17 protein-coding genes are annotated in these 14,325 nt (G+C 64.6%); 6 read left to right on the forward strand and 11 right to left on the reverse strand.

Annotated features, from left to right (window positions below; genetic code table 11):
* Positions 1-111 precede the first annotated feature (111 nt).
* Together ACWCPQ_RS22655 and ACWCPQ_RS22660 are read left to right on the forward strand one after the other, a co-directional pair.
* Complete coding sequence (locus tag ACWCPQ_RS22655) at positions 112-972, forward strand: alpha/beta fold hydrolase (RefSeq protein WP_449901987.1); 861 nt, start codon at positions 112-114, stop codon at positions 970-972.
* Positions 959-1,558 carry a TetR/AcrR family transcriptional regulator gene (locus tag ACWCPQ_RS22660; RefSeq protein WP_449901989.1) on the forward strand — a complete coding sequence of 200 codons (600 nt, stop codon included), beginning with the start codon at positions 959-961 and terminating at the stop codon, positions 1,556-1,558. Before ACWCPQ_RS22655 ends, ACWCPQ_RS22660 begins: the two co-directional genes overlap by 14 nt.
* A 23-nt stretch (positions 1,559-1,581) precedes the next feature.
* Here ACWCPQ_RS22660 and ACWCPQ_RS22665 read toward each other — a convergent pair whose 3' ends face one another.
* The 3 genes from ACWCPQ_RS22665 to ACWCPQ_RS22675 all read right to left on the reverse strand — a co-directional run bounded on the left by ACWCPQ_RS22665 (position 1,582) and on the right by ACWCPQ_RS22675 (position 4,475).
* Entirely contained in the window at positions 1,582-2,124 is a 543-nt protein-coding gene (locus ACWCPQ_RS22665) for a hypothetical protein (protein WP_449901992.1), read from the reverse strand.
* A 47-nt stretch (positions 2,125-2,171) separates the two neighbouring features.
* Positions 2,172-3,431, reverse strand: a complete 1,260-nt coding sequence (locus ACWCPQ_RS22670) for an alpha/beta hydrolase (RefSeq protein ID WP_449901993.1) — start codon at positions 3,429-3,431, stop codon at positions 2,172-2,174.
* Between the two features lie 288 nt (positions 3,432-3,719).
* Positions 3,720-4,475: an alpha/beta hydrolase gene (locus tag ACWCPQ_RS22675; protein ID WP_449901995.1), complete on the reverse strand. Its 756-nt coding sequence runs from the start codon at positions 4,473-4,475 to the stop codon at positions 3,720-3,722.
* A gap of 276 nt (positions 4,476-4,751) precedes the next feature.
* Between ACWCPQ_RS22675 and ACWCPQ_RS22680 the strand changes: the two genes are divergently transcribed.
* The gene (locus ACWCPQ_RS22680; RefSeq protein ID WP_449901997.1) at positions 4,752-5,156 is read left to right on the forward strand and encodes a hypothetical protein; all 405 of its coding nucleotides are present in this window, start codon (positions 4,752-4,754) and stop codon (positions 5,154-5,156) included.
* A gap of 516 nt (positions 5,157-5,672) precedes the next feature.
* Here the strand turns inward: ACWCPQ_RS22680 and ACWCPQ_RS22685 are convergent.
* The 4 genes from ACWCPQ_RS22685 to rplN are packed head-to-tail and all read right to left on the reverse strand — an operon-like array spanning position 5,673 to position 7,114.
* Positions 5,673-5,858, reverse strand: a complete 186-nt coding sequence (locus ACWCPQ_RS22685; protein WP_014349101.1) for a type Z 30S ribosomal protein S14 — start codon at positions 5,856-5,858, stop codon at positions 5,673-5,675.
* A 3-nt stretch (positions 5,859-5,861) separates the two neighbouring features.
* Positions 5,862-6,425: a 50S ribosomal protein L5 gene (gene rplE / locus ACWCPQ_RS22690; protein ID WP_449902000.1), complete on the reverse strand. Its 564-nt coding sequence runs from the start codon at positions 6,423-6,425 to the stop codon at positions 5,862-5,864.
* A gap of 1 nt (position 6,426) precedes the next feature.
* Positions 6,427-6,744 (reverse strand): 50S ribosomal protein L24, encoded by a 318-nt coding sequence (rplX, locus tag ACWCPQ_RS22695; RefSeq protein WP_030522663.1) that lies wholly within the window; start codon positions 6,742-6,744, stop codon positions 6,427-6,429.
* A 1-nt stretch (position 6,745) separates the two neighbouring features.
* Positions 6,746-7,114, reverse strand: coding sequence for a 50S ribosomal protein L14 (gene rplN / locus ACWCPQ_RS22700; RefSeq protein ID WP_014349098.1), 369 nt, complete (start codon positions 7,112-7,114; stop codon positions 6,746-6,748).
* 327 nt (positions 7,115-7,441) lie between these two features.
* On the opposite strand from rplN, the gene ACWCPQ_RS22705 reads away from it, so the two are divergent.
* The 3 genes from ACWCPQ_RS22705 to ACWCPQ_RS22715 all read left to right on the forward strand — a co-directional run bounded on the left by ACWCPQ_RS22705 (position 7,442) and on the right by ACWCPQ_RS22715 (position 11,197).
* Entirely contained in the window at positions 7,442-7,969 is a 528-nt protein-coding gene (locus tag ACWCPQ_RS22705; RefSeq protein ID WP_449902002.1) for a type VII secretion system-associated protein, read from the forward strand.
* Positions 7,970-8,050: 81 nt separating this feature from the next.
* A complete protein-coding gene (locus ACWCPQ_RS22710; RefSeq protein ID WP_449902005.1) occupies positions 8,051-9,022 on the forward strand; it encodes a hypothetical protein in 972 nt (323 codons plus the stop codon).
* A 159-nt stretch (positions 9,023-9,181) separates the two neighbouring features.
* Complete coding sequence (locus ACWCPQ_RS22715; RefSeq protein WP_449902007.1) at positions 9,182-11,197, forward strand: M13 family metallopeptidase; 2,016 nt, start codon at positions 9,182-9,184, stop codon at positions 11,195-11,197.
* Positions 11,198-11,243: 46 nt separating this feature from the next.
* Here ACWCPQ_RS22715 and ACWCPQ_RS22720 read toward each other — a convergent pair whose 3' ends face one another.
* The 4 genes from ACWCPQ_RS22720 to ACWCPQ_RS22735 form a co-directional block, all read right to left on the reverse strand.
* Positions 11,244-11,687 (reverse strand): hypothetical protein, encoded by a 444-nt coding sequence (locus ACWCPQ_RS22720; RefSeq protein WP_449902009.1) that lies wholly within the window; start codon positions 11,685-11,687, stop codon positions 11,244-11,246.
* Positions 11,688-11,761: 74 nt separating this feature from the next.
* Positions 11,762-12,526, reverse strand: coding sequence for an ABC transporter permease (locus ACWCPQ_RS22725; RefSeq protein WP_449902011.1), 765 nt, complete (start codon positions 12,524-12,526; stop codon positions 11,762-11,764).
* On the reverse strand, positions 12,523-13,347 hold the full coding sequence (locus ACWCPQ_RS22730) for an ABC transporter permease (protein WP_449902013.1): 825 nt from the start codon (positions 13,345-13,347) through the stop codon (positions 12,523-12,525). The genes ACWCPQ_RS22725 and ACWCPQ_RS22730 overlap by 4 nt, the downstream gene beginning before the upstream one ends.
* The gene (locus tag ACWCPQ_RS22735) at positions 13,344-14,324 is read right to left on the reverse strand and encodes an ATP-binding cassette domain-containing protein (protein WP_449902015.1); all 981 of its coding nucleotides are present in this window, start codon (positions 14,322-14,324) and stop codon (positions 13,344-13,346) included. The genes ACWCPQ_RS22730 and ACWCPQ_RS22735 overlap by 4 nt, the downstream gene beginning before the upstream one ends.
* Between the last annotated feature and the right edge of the window lies 1 nt (position 14,325).

Raw genomic sequence — 14,325 nt, forward strand, 5'->3', positions numbered from 1 at the left:
GACACCGGCGCCTCGCACGTGCGGCCCGGCACCGGACAGCACACAAACCATAGACATACATTCTGTATGTATGTAACTATCGAAGGGACCACCCCATCGAAAGGACAGGCGATGAGAAACGAACTCGGCCCCAGCGATATCGCGAGCCTGAGCGGCGGCAGCATCCGCTATGCCGATACCGGTAGCGGGCCACCGGTGGTTTTCGTGCACGGGCTGCTCGTCAATGCGGATCTGTGGCGAAACGTGGTCCCGCCGGTGGCAGCCGCGGGCTACCGCTGCATCACGCCCGACTGGCCACTCGGCGCGCATTCCGTACCCGTTCCGGATGCGGACCTCACCCCGACCGGCGTGGCGGATCTCATCGCCGAATTCCTGGAGCACCTGGATCTCACCGATGTCACCATCGTCGCCAACGACACCGGCGGCGCCATCACCCAGGTACTGCTGACCCGTCGGCCGGAGCGGATCGGCCGCGTCGTACTCGCCGCGGTGGACTCCTACGAAAGCTTCCTGCCGCAGCCGTTCACCCTGCTACCGCAAGCGGCCCGCATCCCAGGATTCGTCCGCCTCATGGCCGAAGTCCTGCGTTTCGGGAAGGTGCAGCGGCTACCCCTGGCCCTGGGGCGGCTCACCAAGCGCCCGATCCCGCCGGCGGCGGTCGATTCGTATCTGCGGCCCAGCCGAGAATCGGTTGCGATTCGCGCGGATCTGCGGCGCTTTCTGCAGCATGCGCATCGCCGCTACACCCTGGATGCCGCGACCCGGTTCGCGTCGGTGCGCGTGCCGGTACTGGTGGTCTGGGCCGCGGAGGACAGACTTTTCCCGGTATCGTTCGCCGAACGTCTCGTCCGGGATCTGCCCGACGCCACCGCGGAACTCATCGACGATTCCTACACGCTGATACCGGAGGACCAGCCCGAGTTGCTCGCCCGGCGAATTCTGGAGTTCACTCGGCTACATGCCACGCCGTAGCCAGGAGGACCGCTCCCGCACCACCCGGACGATGCTCGAACAGGCCGGACGGCGGCTGTTCGCCGAACACGGATACACCGGCACCTCGGCGGCGCAACTGGTCACCGAAGCCGGGGTGACCCGAGGTGCGCTGCAACACCACTACGGCGATAAGCGCGGTCTCTTCCTGGCGGTACTCGAACAGCTCGAAACCGAGATCACCGCCGAAGTCCGGAACTCCCTTCGGACGGCGGCCACCGATGACATTCTGGTCTCCTTGGCCTCCGGCCTGAACACCTTCCTGGAGCTGTGCCAGCGGCCGGAGGTCGTTCGAATAGCCCTGTTCGACGCGCCCGCGGTACTGGGCTGGCAGGCGTGGCGCGAGATGGAAGCGCGCCACGGGCTCGGACTCATCACGGCCGAACTGGAACGCGCCCGCGCTATGGGTGCGATCACGGCCGAAGCGGTTCCGGTACTCGCCCAACTGCTGCTCAGCGCAGTGTCCGAGGCAGGTTTGATCGTCGCTCATGCCGAAGACAAAGAAAACGCCCGCACGCAGACACAACAATCACTGCTTCTGTTGGTCAGCGGGCTGCTTCGCATCTGAACAACAGCGGCGATACCGGCAGCCTATCGAGGCTCGGCCCGGCCGGGTAGTCGGTCCTCGGCGCTACCGAGCGAATCCCTCGCCGAACGAGAAGTTTCCGATGAGGTGAGTGGATGCTCGATCAACTCCGGTAGTGGCCGGCCGATCGGCGAACCGACTGCGAACGGCGCGGTAGAACCCGATAAACTCACGTATCCGTCCACGCTCTCGCGAACAGAAAAACCGAAGTGGTCGGGTGTGCGCGTGTAGGCCGCCCGCGGCGGACTGTCGCGATCGGTTCGAATCGGCCATCCGAGTCGAACCCAGCACTGCACGATCAGATCGAAACAGCTGCCCGCTACCGCGGTTTGTACAGGGACGACCCAGTACCCGATATCGAAGAACTCGGCGTCGATCTCGGTAGCAGAATCATCGACGGGCAGGGCGACGCCCGAATGCAGATGGGCGTGTGGGAGTTCTGGATGCGAAAGCGACAGGGTGCACCCGGCCGGAAGCGAGCGCAGCGTGTGCACCAAGTACCGACACAGCTGTTCCCGAGCTGCCGACTGCGTGGATTCCGGCTTCATTCGGGCATCCTGATCATCTACGTCACGGTATCTCCCGGGTGCGCCTGTCAGGAAACGAGGTCGCCGTGTCCGGTGATGACAAGACCGATTTTCCCGGCGGACGGGTTGCTGGAGTTCAGGTAGTTGCGGGTCGAATGGTCATGCGGACTCCAACGATCCTCGCCGGGCGAAGACTCGGAACGGAAAACCTTGGCACCGAATTCGGGATCGGTCGGCAACCTGCCATGTGTTTTCGGCATCAGTTGCACAGAATCACGAGGAGCCATCGTCGCGAAGACGTGTTCGGCGGTGCGGTCCGATGCGACTCCGCGCAGGCTCAGTTCGCTGACGTGGTTCGCCCCGGTTCCCCAGTTGCCCATGAAGAGGAGATTGTCGGTGTCCAGAGTCGCCCCGTCGCCGGCGGCATGTCCTCCGACGACACCCCCATATGAATGACCGATAGTCGTTGTATGCGCGGGCGACCCGATGTGCGACGCCCGTAGCCCCTCGTGAAAGTTGCGCGTCACCACCGCGCCGTCCTGGGCGAACTGGGGGAATATCGACTCCACCATGGAATGGGGTTGGTCATAGACCCCACAGAAGGTCACCGAGGTCCTGGCCTTCGGTTCGACCGCCAGGGCTATCCGACGCAGCTGCTTAAGGTTCGGATCTGCATAGCCGACCGGATCCTCGGGCCCGGCCGGTTTCAGCAGCATGACGTGGTTGTCGGAAATATCAGGGTTATCCAGCGAAAACGCCACTCGCATATCATCGTCGATGTGGGAAAGGTAGAACGGCGGCTGCCCTCGCGACGGGACGTTGAGCATTTGAATCAGCTCTTTGTAGATCTCGGTCCGACCATCTTCACTGTCGCGACGAGCCTGCGTCCATAGATTCTGCAGAGTTCGCCGGTTGAAGAAGTCACGATCGGTCACAGGAATTCCGTTACGATTTCCCAGGAAAGCATCCGCCCGGAACAATTCTTCCCTATCCGATCGGGAGAGACCTTCCCACACGTCCCGAAGTTCCCGCGGATTCTGCGGTAAACCGAGATCCGGAACGCGCGATACGGATACGTGAGGAGTTCGTTCTTGCCGCAACAATTCCCGCAGGACCCGGAGGCCGTCCTCCTCTGCCGTAATAAATTGATAGTTCTCTCTCAGGACCGCATCACGGGCTCTTCGATACAGCCCTTCGGATATCCCGGTACCCATATCCTCGACGATGCGTTCCAGGCGCCTCGCCAATACATTAGCGCGAAGAATACCGGGATGCAGATGGTGTGAGAGAAAATCGTAAGCGTTCTCTTCTTCCTCGGACCTCCTCACGACAGTCCCGCAATCGTTTCGGATCCGGCGCCGGCGGATCGCGCGCATCTCCGTATCAGCCCGTCGCGGCAAGCCGCGTACGAGTAGACGGCACGCGCGGGGATCATCCGACCAGTGTGCCAGTACAGTGGCTTCCGAGAAACCGATGACGACGACCACAAAATGGCCCGTTCCGGTCCCTTTCCCCAGCTGTACGCCCCATCCACCTCGTGAGATCGGACTGAAGGCGGCGCCCGTTCGGGCAACCGTTGCCACACCGGACTGCGTTCGCTCTTCGACCTCGGGCGATCAGGAAACCAGGTCGCCGCGTCCGGTGATGACGCGCCCCACATTCGCCGAAGCCGAGTTCGCGGAGTGCAGGTATGCCTCCGCCGTGTGGTCGTAGATATTCCACTGGTCGGGGATACTGGATACGGAGTCGAACACCGTGGCACCGAAGGCCCGATCGGTGGGAAGAACACCGTGCGTGTCCGGCATCAATCTCGTGAAATCACTGGACGCCATCGTCGCGAATACATGCTCGCCGGTCCGTTCGGGCGCGACCCCGGTGAGTCTCAGCTCGGCGGCGCGGTTCACACCCGTTCCCCAGCTTCCGAGGAGCAGGACGCTGTCGGTATCCAAGGCACCCCCTCGACCGGCATGGCCGGCGAGGACACCTCCGTAGGAATGTCCGATCGTGGTGGTGTGCGCCGAAGCCCGCTCGTGCGTCGCTCGCAGACCTTCGTGGAATTCACGCACTCCGGCGGCACCGTCCTGCGCGAATTGCGGGAACATACTCTGCAAGATCGACCGCGGCTGGTCGTATGCTCCCCAATAGGTCACTGCTGTTCTGTCACCGGGCGCCGCGAGTAACGCGAGCTGCCGTAGCTGTTGCATGGTCGGTCTCGCGTAGCCGAGCTCCTCATCATCGTGTACGAGAGGTTTCAGCAATACCGCGTGGTTATCGGCGAAGTCCGGATTGTCGTACGAGAAGGCGAGCCCCCCATCGGCGTCGAGATGGGAGAGATAGACGCGGGGTTGTCCCTCGCCGACATCGTCCAGCATTCTCGCAATTCCCTTGTATCGCTGACGATCTTCGAAAGTCTCGGCCTTGTTCCCTAGCACGATCAATGTGCGGCGGTTGAACATGTCACGGTCCACCTGTGGAATCCCGTTCCGGTTTCCGAGGAACGGATCAAGGCGAAAGAGTTCGGCCCTGTCGGCAGCGGAAAGCCCCTCCCAGAACTCCCGAAGTTGTCGTGGATCGCCGGGCAGTCCGATATCCGGGACATCGCGTTCCGGATGGCTCCGTGGCGATTCCGATGCGCGGAGCAATCGGATGTGTTCCGCGTCGGCTCCGATGAGGCGAAGGTTTCCGTCTCGCACCGCATCGAGGGTTCGGCGGTAGAGCTTTTCGGATATCTCCGCACCCATCTCCGCAACGATGCGCTCCAAGCGCTCGGCCAGCGCTCGGGCCTGGAGAACCGCGGGAAACCGCTTCTCCAGAAAGGGTTCGATATCGACCCGATCCAGCTCGGGGCCGCGCAATTGATCGCCTCGGCGCGCCGGGTCAACCTCGGATGCGGGGCCGAATCCACCCAGGACTCGCCTCTCCACAACCGGGGTGGACGTCGCGACGCCGGAGAGGCTCTGCACTCATCGGGCAAGTCTGGCAGAAAGTCCCGCATTCGGATACCTTCAGGCGCCACCGACCAGGCGTTTCGCGCCGAGGCCGCAGTCGTGTAGCACGGCGCGAGCGATACGGACGCCGACGTCGAACCTGCCGGCTCGGGTCCAGGAGCTCACAAACAGCCACCGGCGGCCGCCGGTTCGACACCGATGACCCGGTAAGAGATATCGAAGACTTCGACGGGACCATCCGTTCCGCCGCCGGTATCGGGCAGGACGCCCCCCCGTGCAGACAGGCCTGCGGGATATCCGGGTGTACCAGCGACAGCGCCGATCCGGCCGGAAGCAGCCGCAATATGTGCAGTAGACGCCCGTACAACGCCTGCCGGGCCAATGCCTGGGTCCGTTCGGCGCTCGATCGGTCGTCCGTCATCTGCTCCCTGCCGCGCTGGTGGTTGCGGTTGCTCACCCGGCATCCATTGCACATGGTCGCTGGGCGAGAACGTCGCGAAGCGGAGCCCGGCACCTGTATCGGGCGGCGATGATACGGAAACACGAGAAAGACCCGGGCCGAGGCCCGGGTCTTTCTCGATACCTTGTGACGACCGGTCGGTCGAAACCGCCCGGCTCAGCTCACCAGGAGCTCTTGTGCACGCCCGGCAGCTCGCCGCGGTGCGCCATTTCGCGCAGGCACACGCGGCAGAGGCCGAACTTGCGGTACACCGCGTGCGGCCGGCCGCAGCGCTGGCAGCGGGTGTAGGCGCGGACAGCGAACTTCGGCTTGCGGTTGGCCTTGTTGACCAGTGCTTTCTTGGCCATGTCTCAGTTCTCCTTGAACGGGAAGCCGAGGTGCTTCAGCAGGGCACGGCCTTCTTCGTTGTTGGTCGCGGTGGTGACAACGGTGATGTCCATACCACGCGGGCGATCGATCTTGTCCACATCGATCTCGTGGAACATCGACTGCTCGCTCAGGCCGAAAGTGTAGTTGCCGTTGCCGTCGAACTGCTTGGGCGACAGACCGCGGAAGTCGCGGATACGGGGCAGGGCGATCGAGACCAGCCGGTCCAGGAACTCCCACATCCGGTCGCCGCGCAGGGTGACCTTCGCGCCGATCGGCATACCCTCACGCAGTTTGAACTGCGCGATGGATTTGGTGGCCTTACGGATCTGCGGCTTCTGGCCGGTGATCAGGGCCAGGTCGTCGACCGCGCCGTTGATCAGTTTGGCGTCACGGGCGGCGTCACCGACACCCATGTTCACCACGACCTTGACCACGCCGGGGATCTGCATGACGTTCGGGTAGTTGAACTCGCTGTTCAGCGCATCCTTGATCTCGGCGCGGTAGCGCTGCTTGAGCCGGGGCTGCACTTTCTCGGAGGTGGTCATATCAGATGTCCTTCCCGTTCTTACGGGAGATCCGAACCCGCTTGCCGGTTTCTTCGTCGGTGCGGTAGCCGATCCGGGTCGGGTTACCGTCCGAGTCGACGACCATCACGTTGGACACGTGGATGGGCGCTTCCTGGGTCACGATGCCGCCCGAAGAGGCGCCACGCAGGTTCGCGGAGTTCGCGACGTGCTTCTTGATCCGGTTCACGCCCTCGACCAGGATCCGGTTGTCCTTCGGGAAGGCCTGGATGACCTTGCCCTTGGCACCCTTGTCCTTGCCCGAGACGACGAGCACGGTATCGCCCTTGTGCACCTTCATGTCAGAGCACCTCCGGGGCCAGCGAAACGATCTTCATGAACTTCTTGTCGCGCAGCTCGCGGCCGACCGGGCCGAAGATGCGGGTGCCGCGCGGGTCGTTGTCCGCCTTGATGAGCACGGCGGCGTTCTCGTCGAAACGGATGTAGGAACCATCCGGACGGCGCCGTTCCTTGGTGGTGCGCACCACGACGGCCTTCACGACGTCACCCCGTTTGACGTTGCCGCCCGGGATGGCATCTTTCACAGTGGCGACGATGACATCGCCGATACCGGCATAGCGGCGCGACGAACCACCGAGAACGCGGATGCAGAGAATCTCCTTGGCACCCGTGTTGTCGGCGACGCGCAGCCGCGACTCCTGCTGAATCACTTCAGCCTCCTCGACCTGGACGATAAGCACGCCGGATTGCCGACCCGACGGGCATGGTCTGTCACCATCCGAACGCGCGCCTACCAGCGGTTCTCTACGATCTCCAACGATCAACCACCGGGGGTTCGCGGCCGAATCGCGGGCACCGGGCCCGCAGGCAACCGGTCAAGGATAGCGAACCCCCAGCTAGAACCGAAATCGGGCCCGGGGGTGGCGCGCACGATCCGTTCCTCGCTCTTCACAGTCGGGAGCAGTTCCGGTACGTGAGTTGTGCCGGATCCGGAAGAATCGGATGCCCCGGGACATGCACAGCAGAGCGGAGGATGTGTGGATATCCGAGGTCGGGCGCCGCGGCCGATCCGCCAGGACAACTGGTTACTGCTGATCGATCCAGGCTGGCAGGACGACGCACCGGACGCGCAGCCGCCTTCGGAGATGATCGTCGGCGGCTGGATGCTCGACGAGGCCGGTGGACCGGGCCCTTTCCAGCCGAATCCGAACTACGTCCCCGCCGACGACGCGGCCCCGACCGATCCGACCGACGCCGTGCTACGGCGAATCGCCCAGGGCGACGATGTCGGAGGCGAGATCGTTCCGACGCTGCGCGACGCCGTGGTCGAGATCAGTTGTGACGAATACAACGAACCGTTGGTTGGGGCAGCCCCCGACGGGGTGCCCTGTGTCGCCGTCGCGACCGCGGCCGTCCATAAGCGGCGAGTCGACGCGGATCGCTGGTGGCCGGTACTGGGCAGCGAATTGGCCGATATCGTGCCGGCCAATGTCGACATTCTGCTGAATCCGGGCAGCCCGGGTCAGTTCCGGCTCCACACCCGGGCGCTACGGCAGGCCCGATAGATCATTTCCGGCTGATGCTCAGCGCACTCGTACCCGACACGTGCCCCGCTCGCGGCGCCTCGCGGGGGCCCGGAGACCGTGATGATGCGGCTCGATGAACTCGCGCGCATAACCGGGCAGCGGTTGCGCGCAATCGGTACCGGCGCAGCCGACGGGCTGTACCGGCGTCTATCCGGAACTGCGCACGACATCCGGGCGATCGTCGACAATTTCGTCACGATCGACTCCAAGACTCCGGCTGTGCCCGGCCGAGTGGACGCGGAGTCGCCGTATTTCACCGGCCAGAGCCCACGTAGCGGTCGGCTGCACCGATTCACCTCGAACCAGATCCGTAGTGTTCCGGTGCTCGATCCGGACAAAAATATAGTCGGCGTCCGGTTTCCATCAAAAATCGCCGACAGCAAAGAGAATCTGTCGTTTACGCGCGAAGGCTACAAGAAAATAAGTACCGGGTACGCAGAAGGCACCCGGAGATCCGGATCGACGCCACTGAGAAGGCTGCTCGAGCGGATTCTGCCACTACCTGCTAAGCCGAAGTGGGCCTACGGAAAATCATGGCCTGCACCTTGGCCGGACGAAAATCTGATCTTCACCAGAGCCCATGCGAACCCGGACTCGTATCAGATACAGGTCAAGAAGAAATTAATAGGAAATTTGAGTAGGTGGACACGGATGAGCGTGGACGGCAAAACTTACGGACGAATTCTGACGAGCAATGAACACTTCAGCGCAGCACATACCAGAATAATTACGCAGGCGGCCGGTCGACCGGTCGTGGCGAATGTGATCCAGATGTCGTGTGCACCGGCCCGGGGCCCAGCCGCCGACCAGTCTTTCCAGTCATTGAATTCCGCAGGAACCGGAGTTTTCGACGTATTCGCCCCGAAAGGTACCCACATCACCTTCTGGCCCGAAGGCTCCCCTGGCCTGGTACGACAGGAGGGCTCCGTGATGATCGAACACGCTGTCGTGATCAAACCCGGCGTGGTGGGGACCCCGAAACCCTGGGCCGAATACCGAACGCAGGGCGAGCATTCGGGTGGCCCCGGCTGATCCCCGGGTGCCGGATCCCGACCGTAGAGTCCGCCGTGGCCTCGCCCCGCGCGACGCCGCGGGACGGCGCCGGTAGCCTCATGGGGCCGGTTCGCCTAGAAGAGGTGCGGGGTCTCGCATCGGGGAGAGGTTTCGTTGAAATCATCGGATCGTCGGTTCGTGCTCGATCGCCGCGGATTCCTGGTAGCGCTCGGTCTGGCACCCGCGGCCGCATGGCTGGCTTCCTGTTCGGAGGCCCAGCCGGTGAAATTGGTATCGGTCGATATGAGCGGTTCCGATCCGGCGATCCGGCCACAGGACGATCTGTACCGGCATGTCAACGGCAAATGGCTGCGTGAATACCAGCTGCCGCCGGACAAGACCTCCTACGGCGCGTTCAGCGAGGCCGGTGAGCGCACCCAGCAGCAGCTGCGGGAGATCATCGAGAGCATCAGCGACCCGGAGGACGGGACCGAGGCCCAGCAGATCCGCGATCTGTTCGACGCGCGGATGAACCTGGACGAGATCGAACGCCTGGGCCTGACCCCGCTGGACTCGATGTTCGCCGAGATCGAGGACGCGAAGGACAAACCGGCCCTGGCCGAGGTGATGGGCCGGCTGCCGATCGGCGGGCTGATCGGTATCGGGGTCAGCGTCGACCAGAAGAACTCGACGGCCTATATCCCCTCGATCGGTCAGTCCGGGCTGGGATTGGACGAGCAGTACTACCGCGATCCGCAGTTCGCCGAGGAGCTCGCGGGCTACCGGACCTACCTTGAGCGGCTGGCCAAGGGCGCGGATATGCCCGATCCGGCCGGTATCGCCGGGCGGCTGCTCGCGCTGGAGACCCGGATCGCGGCCGCGCACTGGGACAATGTCCGCAACCGCGACGCCGAAGCGACCTACAACGTCTTCGAATGGAAGAAGGCCACCGCGCTGGCCCCGGAATACGACTGGGCGCCCTGGCTGCGGGGTATCACCGACCGGCCGCAGGAGCTTTTCGCGAAGGTGGTGGTGAACCAGCCGTCGTTCGTCACCGAGGCGGGCAAGATCTGGGCCGCGACCGATATCGCGATCTGGCGGGACTATCTGAAGCTCGCGGTGCTCAAGACCTATGCCAATGTCTTGCCCAAGGAGATCTCCGACGCCAATTTCGATTTCAACGGGCGCCTGATGTCGGGGCTGAAACAACGCCCGGAACTGTGGAAATCGGCCGTCGGCTCGGTGGACAGCAATCTGAGCGAACAGCTCGGCAAACTCTACGTGGACAAGCATTTCCCGCCCGAGGCCAAGGACCGGGTCAAGGCGATGGTCGACGACCTGATGGCCGCCTACCGGGAGAATTTCACCGCCTCGACCTGGATGTCCCCGGAAACCCGGAAGGCCTCCATCGAGAAGCTGGACAAGATCGTCGCCAAACTCGGGTACCCGGACAAATGGGTCGACTATTCCGGCCTGAAGGTGACCCGCGGCAAGCTGATCGAATCCCTGCGCGCCATCAATGATTTCGAGGTGAAACGGGCGTTCGACCGGCTCGGTGAGCCGGTGGACAAGACCGAGTGGAGCGCTTCCCCGCAGACGGTGAACGCCTACTACTCCGCCACCAACAACGAGATCGTGTTCCCCGCCGCGTTCCTGCAGCCACCGTTCTTCGACAAGGACGCCGAGATCGCGGTGAACTACGGCGGTGTCGGTGCGGTGATCGGGCACGAGATCGGCCACGGTTTCGACGATCAGGGGTCGAAATTCGACGGCGACGGCAATCAGCGCGACTGGTGGACCCCTGCCGACCGGGCTGCTTTCGACGCCAAATCCCAGGCCCTCATCGAGCAGTACAACACGCTCGTTCCCGAGGGACTGTCCCCGGAACAGCATGTGAACGGGGCACTCACCGTCGGGGAGAACCTGGCCGATCTGCGGGGTCTGCAGATCGCGCTGAACGCGTACCGTATCGCCGAACAGCGGCAAGGGGTCACCGCGCCCGATTACCACACCATGTTCAATTCGTATTCGCGGATCTGGCGGTCGAAATCGACCCCCGAGGTCACCGAACGCCTGCTCGCCGGTGATACCCACTCCCCCGACGAGTTCCGGGTGAACCAGGTCGTCCGCAATATCGCGGAGTTCTATCGGACATTCGGGGTCGTGGAATCGGACAAGCTCTTCCTGCCCGCGGACCAGCGCATCGAGCTGTGACCGGCGGGGAGCGGCCGGACCGGCCGCTCCCCCGGCATCTGTTGATTCAGGGAACGAAGATCTCGGCCGATCCGGGCAGGTGCGGCAGGTTCGACGCGACCTCGAAGGCGACGCGGCCCGATCCGGGCCGGATCTGCCGGCCGGAGCAGATCCAGATATCGCATCCGGGGCTGCCGACGGTCTCGCGGATCCGGTCCGCACCGGTCGCCCCGGTGTCGAGGTTGCGCCAGCGCACGATCAGCTCGAACGAGCACGCACCGGACAGTCCAGGAATTCCGAAGGAACTGGAGACCGGCGGCACGGAGATACCGGCCGTGCCGGGCACGGACCCGGTCGAGGCGGTCACCTGAACTTCACCCAGGCACAGGCCGCTCGACAGCGTCCGCAATGGTGTGGTGCGGACCGATTCCGCGCTCGCAGGTGCCGCGAGGCCGATCAGACCGGCCATCGCGACACCGATAACGCACAGGGGTAAGGTAATTCGACGCATCACCGCACGGTACGAAGACCGGCCACGCAAAGCAGACCCGAGAATAGTCGGCACCGGAATTCGGTGCGGGCCGATCAGCTCTCGGCCGCGTTCCGGTATCCGCGGACGGCGAGCGCCCCGAATACCGCGACCATCCCCACCGCCCAGGCCACGGTCTGCGCCAGCGGTGTGGCGATCGGCCCGCCGAGCAGGAATCCGCGCATGGTCTCGATCGCACAGCTCATCGGCTGTCCTCGGACGATCGGCTGCAACCAACCCGGGTAGTTCTCCAGCGGCACGAAACCGGAATTGAAGAACATACCGACCAGCACCAGGATCGCGAATATCTGGACTGCCTGGCCACCCGCCCGGCTCACGCCGACCGTCACCACCAAGGGCGTGAATCCGGCGACCACGATCACCGGGACCGCGATCACACCGAGCACGCCGGCCCAGCCGTTGTCGAAACGCAGGCCCAGCAGTACCCCGACCACCACCACCAGCACAGTCGCGACCGCGGCCCGCGCGCATTCGGCGATCAACCGGCCCAGCAGCGCACTGGCCCTATACACCGGCAACACCCAGAACCGGCGCAGCAGCCCGCTCTGCCGTTCGCCGAACAGCGATTCCCCGGTACCCATCGCCCCGTACATCGCGCCCGCGACGGCGATCAACGGCACGAACCCGTACAGCGGCTCCGCGTCGCCGGTCGTGCCGAGCGTTCTACTCAGCACCAATTCGAACATGAGCAGCAACAGGATCGGCAGCACCAGCGTGGTGGACAGCACCTCCTGTTGCCGGCTCCAGCGCCGCAGCAGCCGCCCGGTCTCCACCAGCGCCTGATCCAGAAATGTGGTCACCGCCGCTTCCTTTCCGTCCATACCGCCAGGGCAGCGCCCACCACCAGCAGTCCCGCGACCCAGGCCACCGCGATCGCGAGTCCGTCCGGGTAGCGTCCGTCGGCGAGCCCGCGCAACGCGTCGGCAACCTGCGATACCGGCTGATTGCGGACGAACGGCTGGATCCAGCCCGGGAAGCCCTCGGCCGGGACGAAACCGGTAGAGATCATGACCAGCAGGAGTTGCGGGACGAACAGCACCGTCGCGCCCACCTGCGGGTTCGCTGTCGCGGTGCCGAGCGCGTCGGTGGCCAGCATCATCGCCAGCCCGAACCCGAGGACCAGCCCCAGGAACACCAGTGCGGTTACCGGGCCGTGGAAGCGGAACCCGAACAACGCCCCGATCACCAGCGCACCGCAGATCGCGGTGAGCGCGCGGGCAAGATTCGCCGAAACTCGCGCGGCCGGCGGCACCCACGAGGCCACCGGCATGGCCCGCAGTCGGCTGCCCATCCCCCCGGCGACTTCCCGGGCCGCCCGGTCGGCGGCGAACATGGAACTGAAGAACATCGCGTGCACGATGATCAGCGGAAGCAGGTACTGCGCGTAGTCGACCCCACTCGCCTCCACCGATTTCCGCAGGGGCACATAGAAACAGACGAAGAAGGTCAGCGGGGCGGCGAAGGCGAGGATCAGATCGCCCTCCCGCACGGCCGCCCGGATCGACCGCTCGCTGAGCGCGGCCCACTGCATACCGGGTGGAACCCGCAGGCTCACCGGCGAGCCCGCCGCCGGCTCGACCGCGAGACCGGCGCTGCTCGCTGCGAGGCCCGGCCCACTCACGCGGTGACCTCTACCGGCTCGGTCTCCGCGGTTCCGGTGGTGAGCCGGATGAAGACCTCGTCCAGCGACGGCCGCCGCAATGCGATATCGATCAGGTCGATATCGGCCTCGGTGAGCCGGGCCAGCGCCGCGGTCAGCGTGGCGGCGCCGTCGGGCGCGGGCAGCGAGACCCGGTCGGCGGAATCGGCGACGGTGCATTCCGCGAGCGGGGACAGCGCGGCCACCACGGCCGGGACATCGCCGGGCTCCACCGGTACGACTTCGCAGTAGCTCGAACCCGAACGGGCCTTGAGTACATCGGCGGTGCCCTCGGCGATCACCGTGCCCTTGTCGACCACGATGATGTTGTCGCTGAGCGCGTCCGCCTCCTCCAGATACTGGGTGGTGAGCAGAATCGTCACGCCCTGGGCCTTGAGTTCGCGGACCAGTGCCCACAGCTGCTGGCGGCTCACCGGATCCAGGCCGGTCGTCGGTTCGTCGAGGAACACCACCCGGGGCGAGCGCACCAGTCCGCACGCGATATCGATCCGGCGCCGCATACCACCGGAATACTGTCCGACGCGCCGGTCGGCCGCTTCGGTGAGCGAAAAGCGTTCCAGCAGCTCGTCGGCCCGCTGCCGGGCGGCGCCGCGGCGCAGGCCCAGCAGCCGGCCGAACAGCACCAGGTTCTCCCGGCCGGTGAGCATTTCGTCCAGCGCCGCGTACTGGCCGGTGAGCATGATCGATTTCCGTACTTCGGCGGCATCGCGGACCACGTCGTATCCCGCCACCACCGCGCGGCCCGAATCCGGCCGGATCAGCGTGGACAGCACCGACACGGTAGTGGTCTTCCCCGCGCCGTTGGGACCGAGCACGCCGAGCACACTTGCGGCCGGTACCCGGAAGTCGATACCGCGCAGTGCTTTCACCTCGCCGAACGACTTCACGACGGATTCGACGACGATCGCGTCGCCGGAATCCGCCCGTTTCTCTGACATC

It is taken from the genome of Nocardia sp. NPDC001965, from assembly GCF_053594175.1.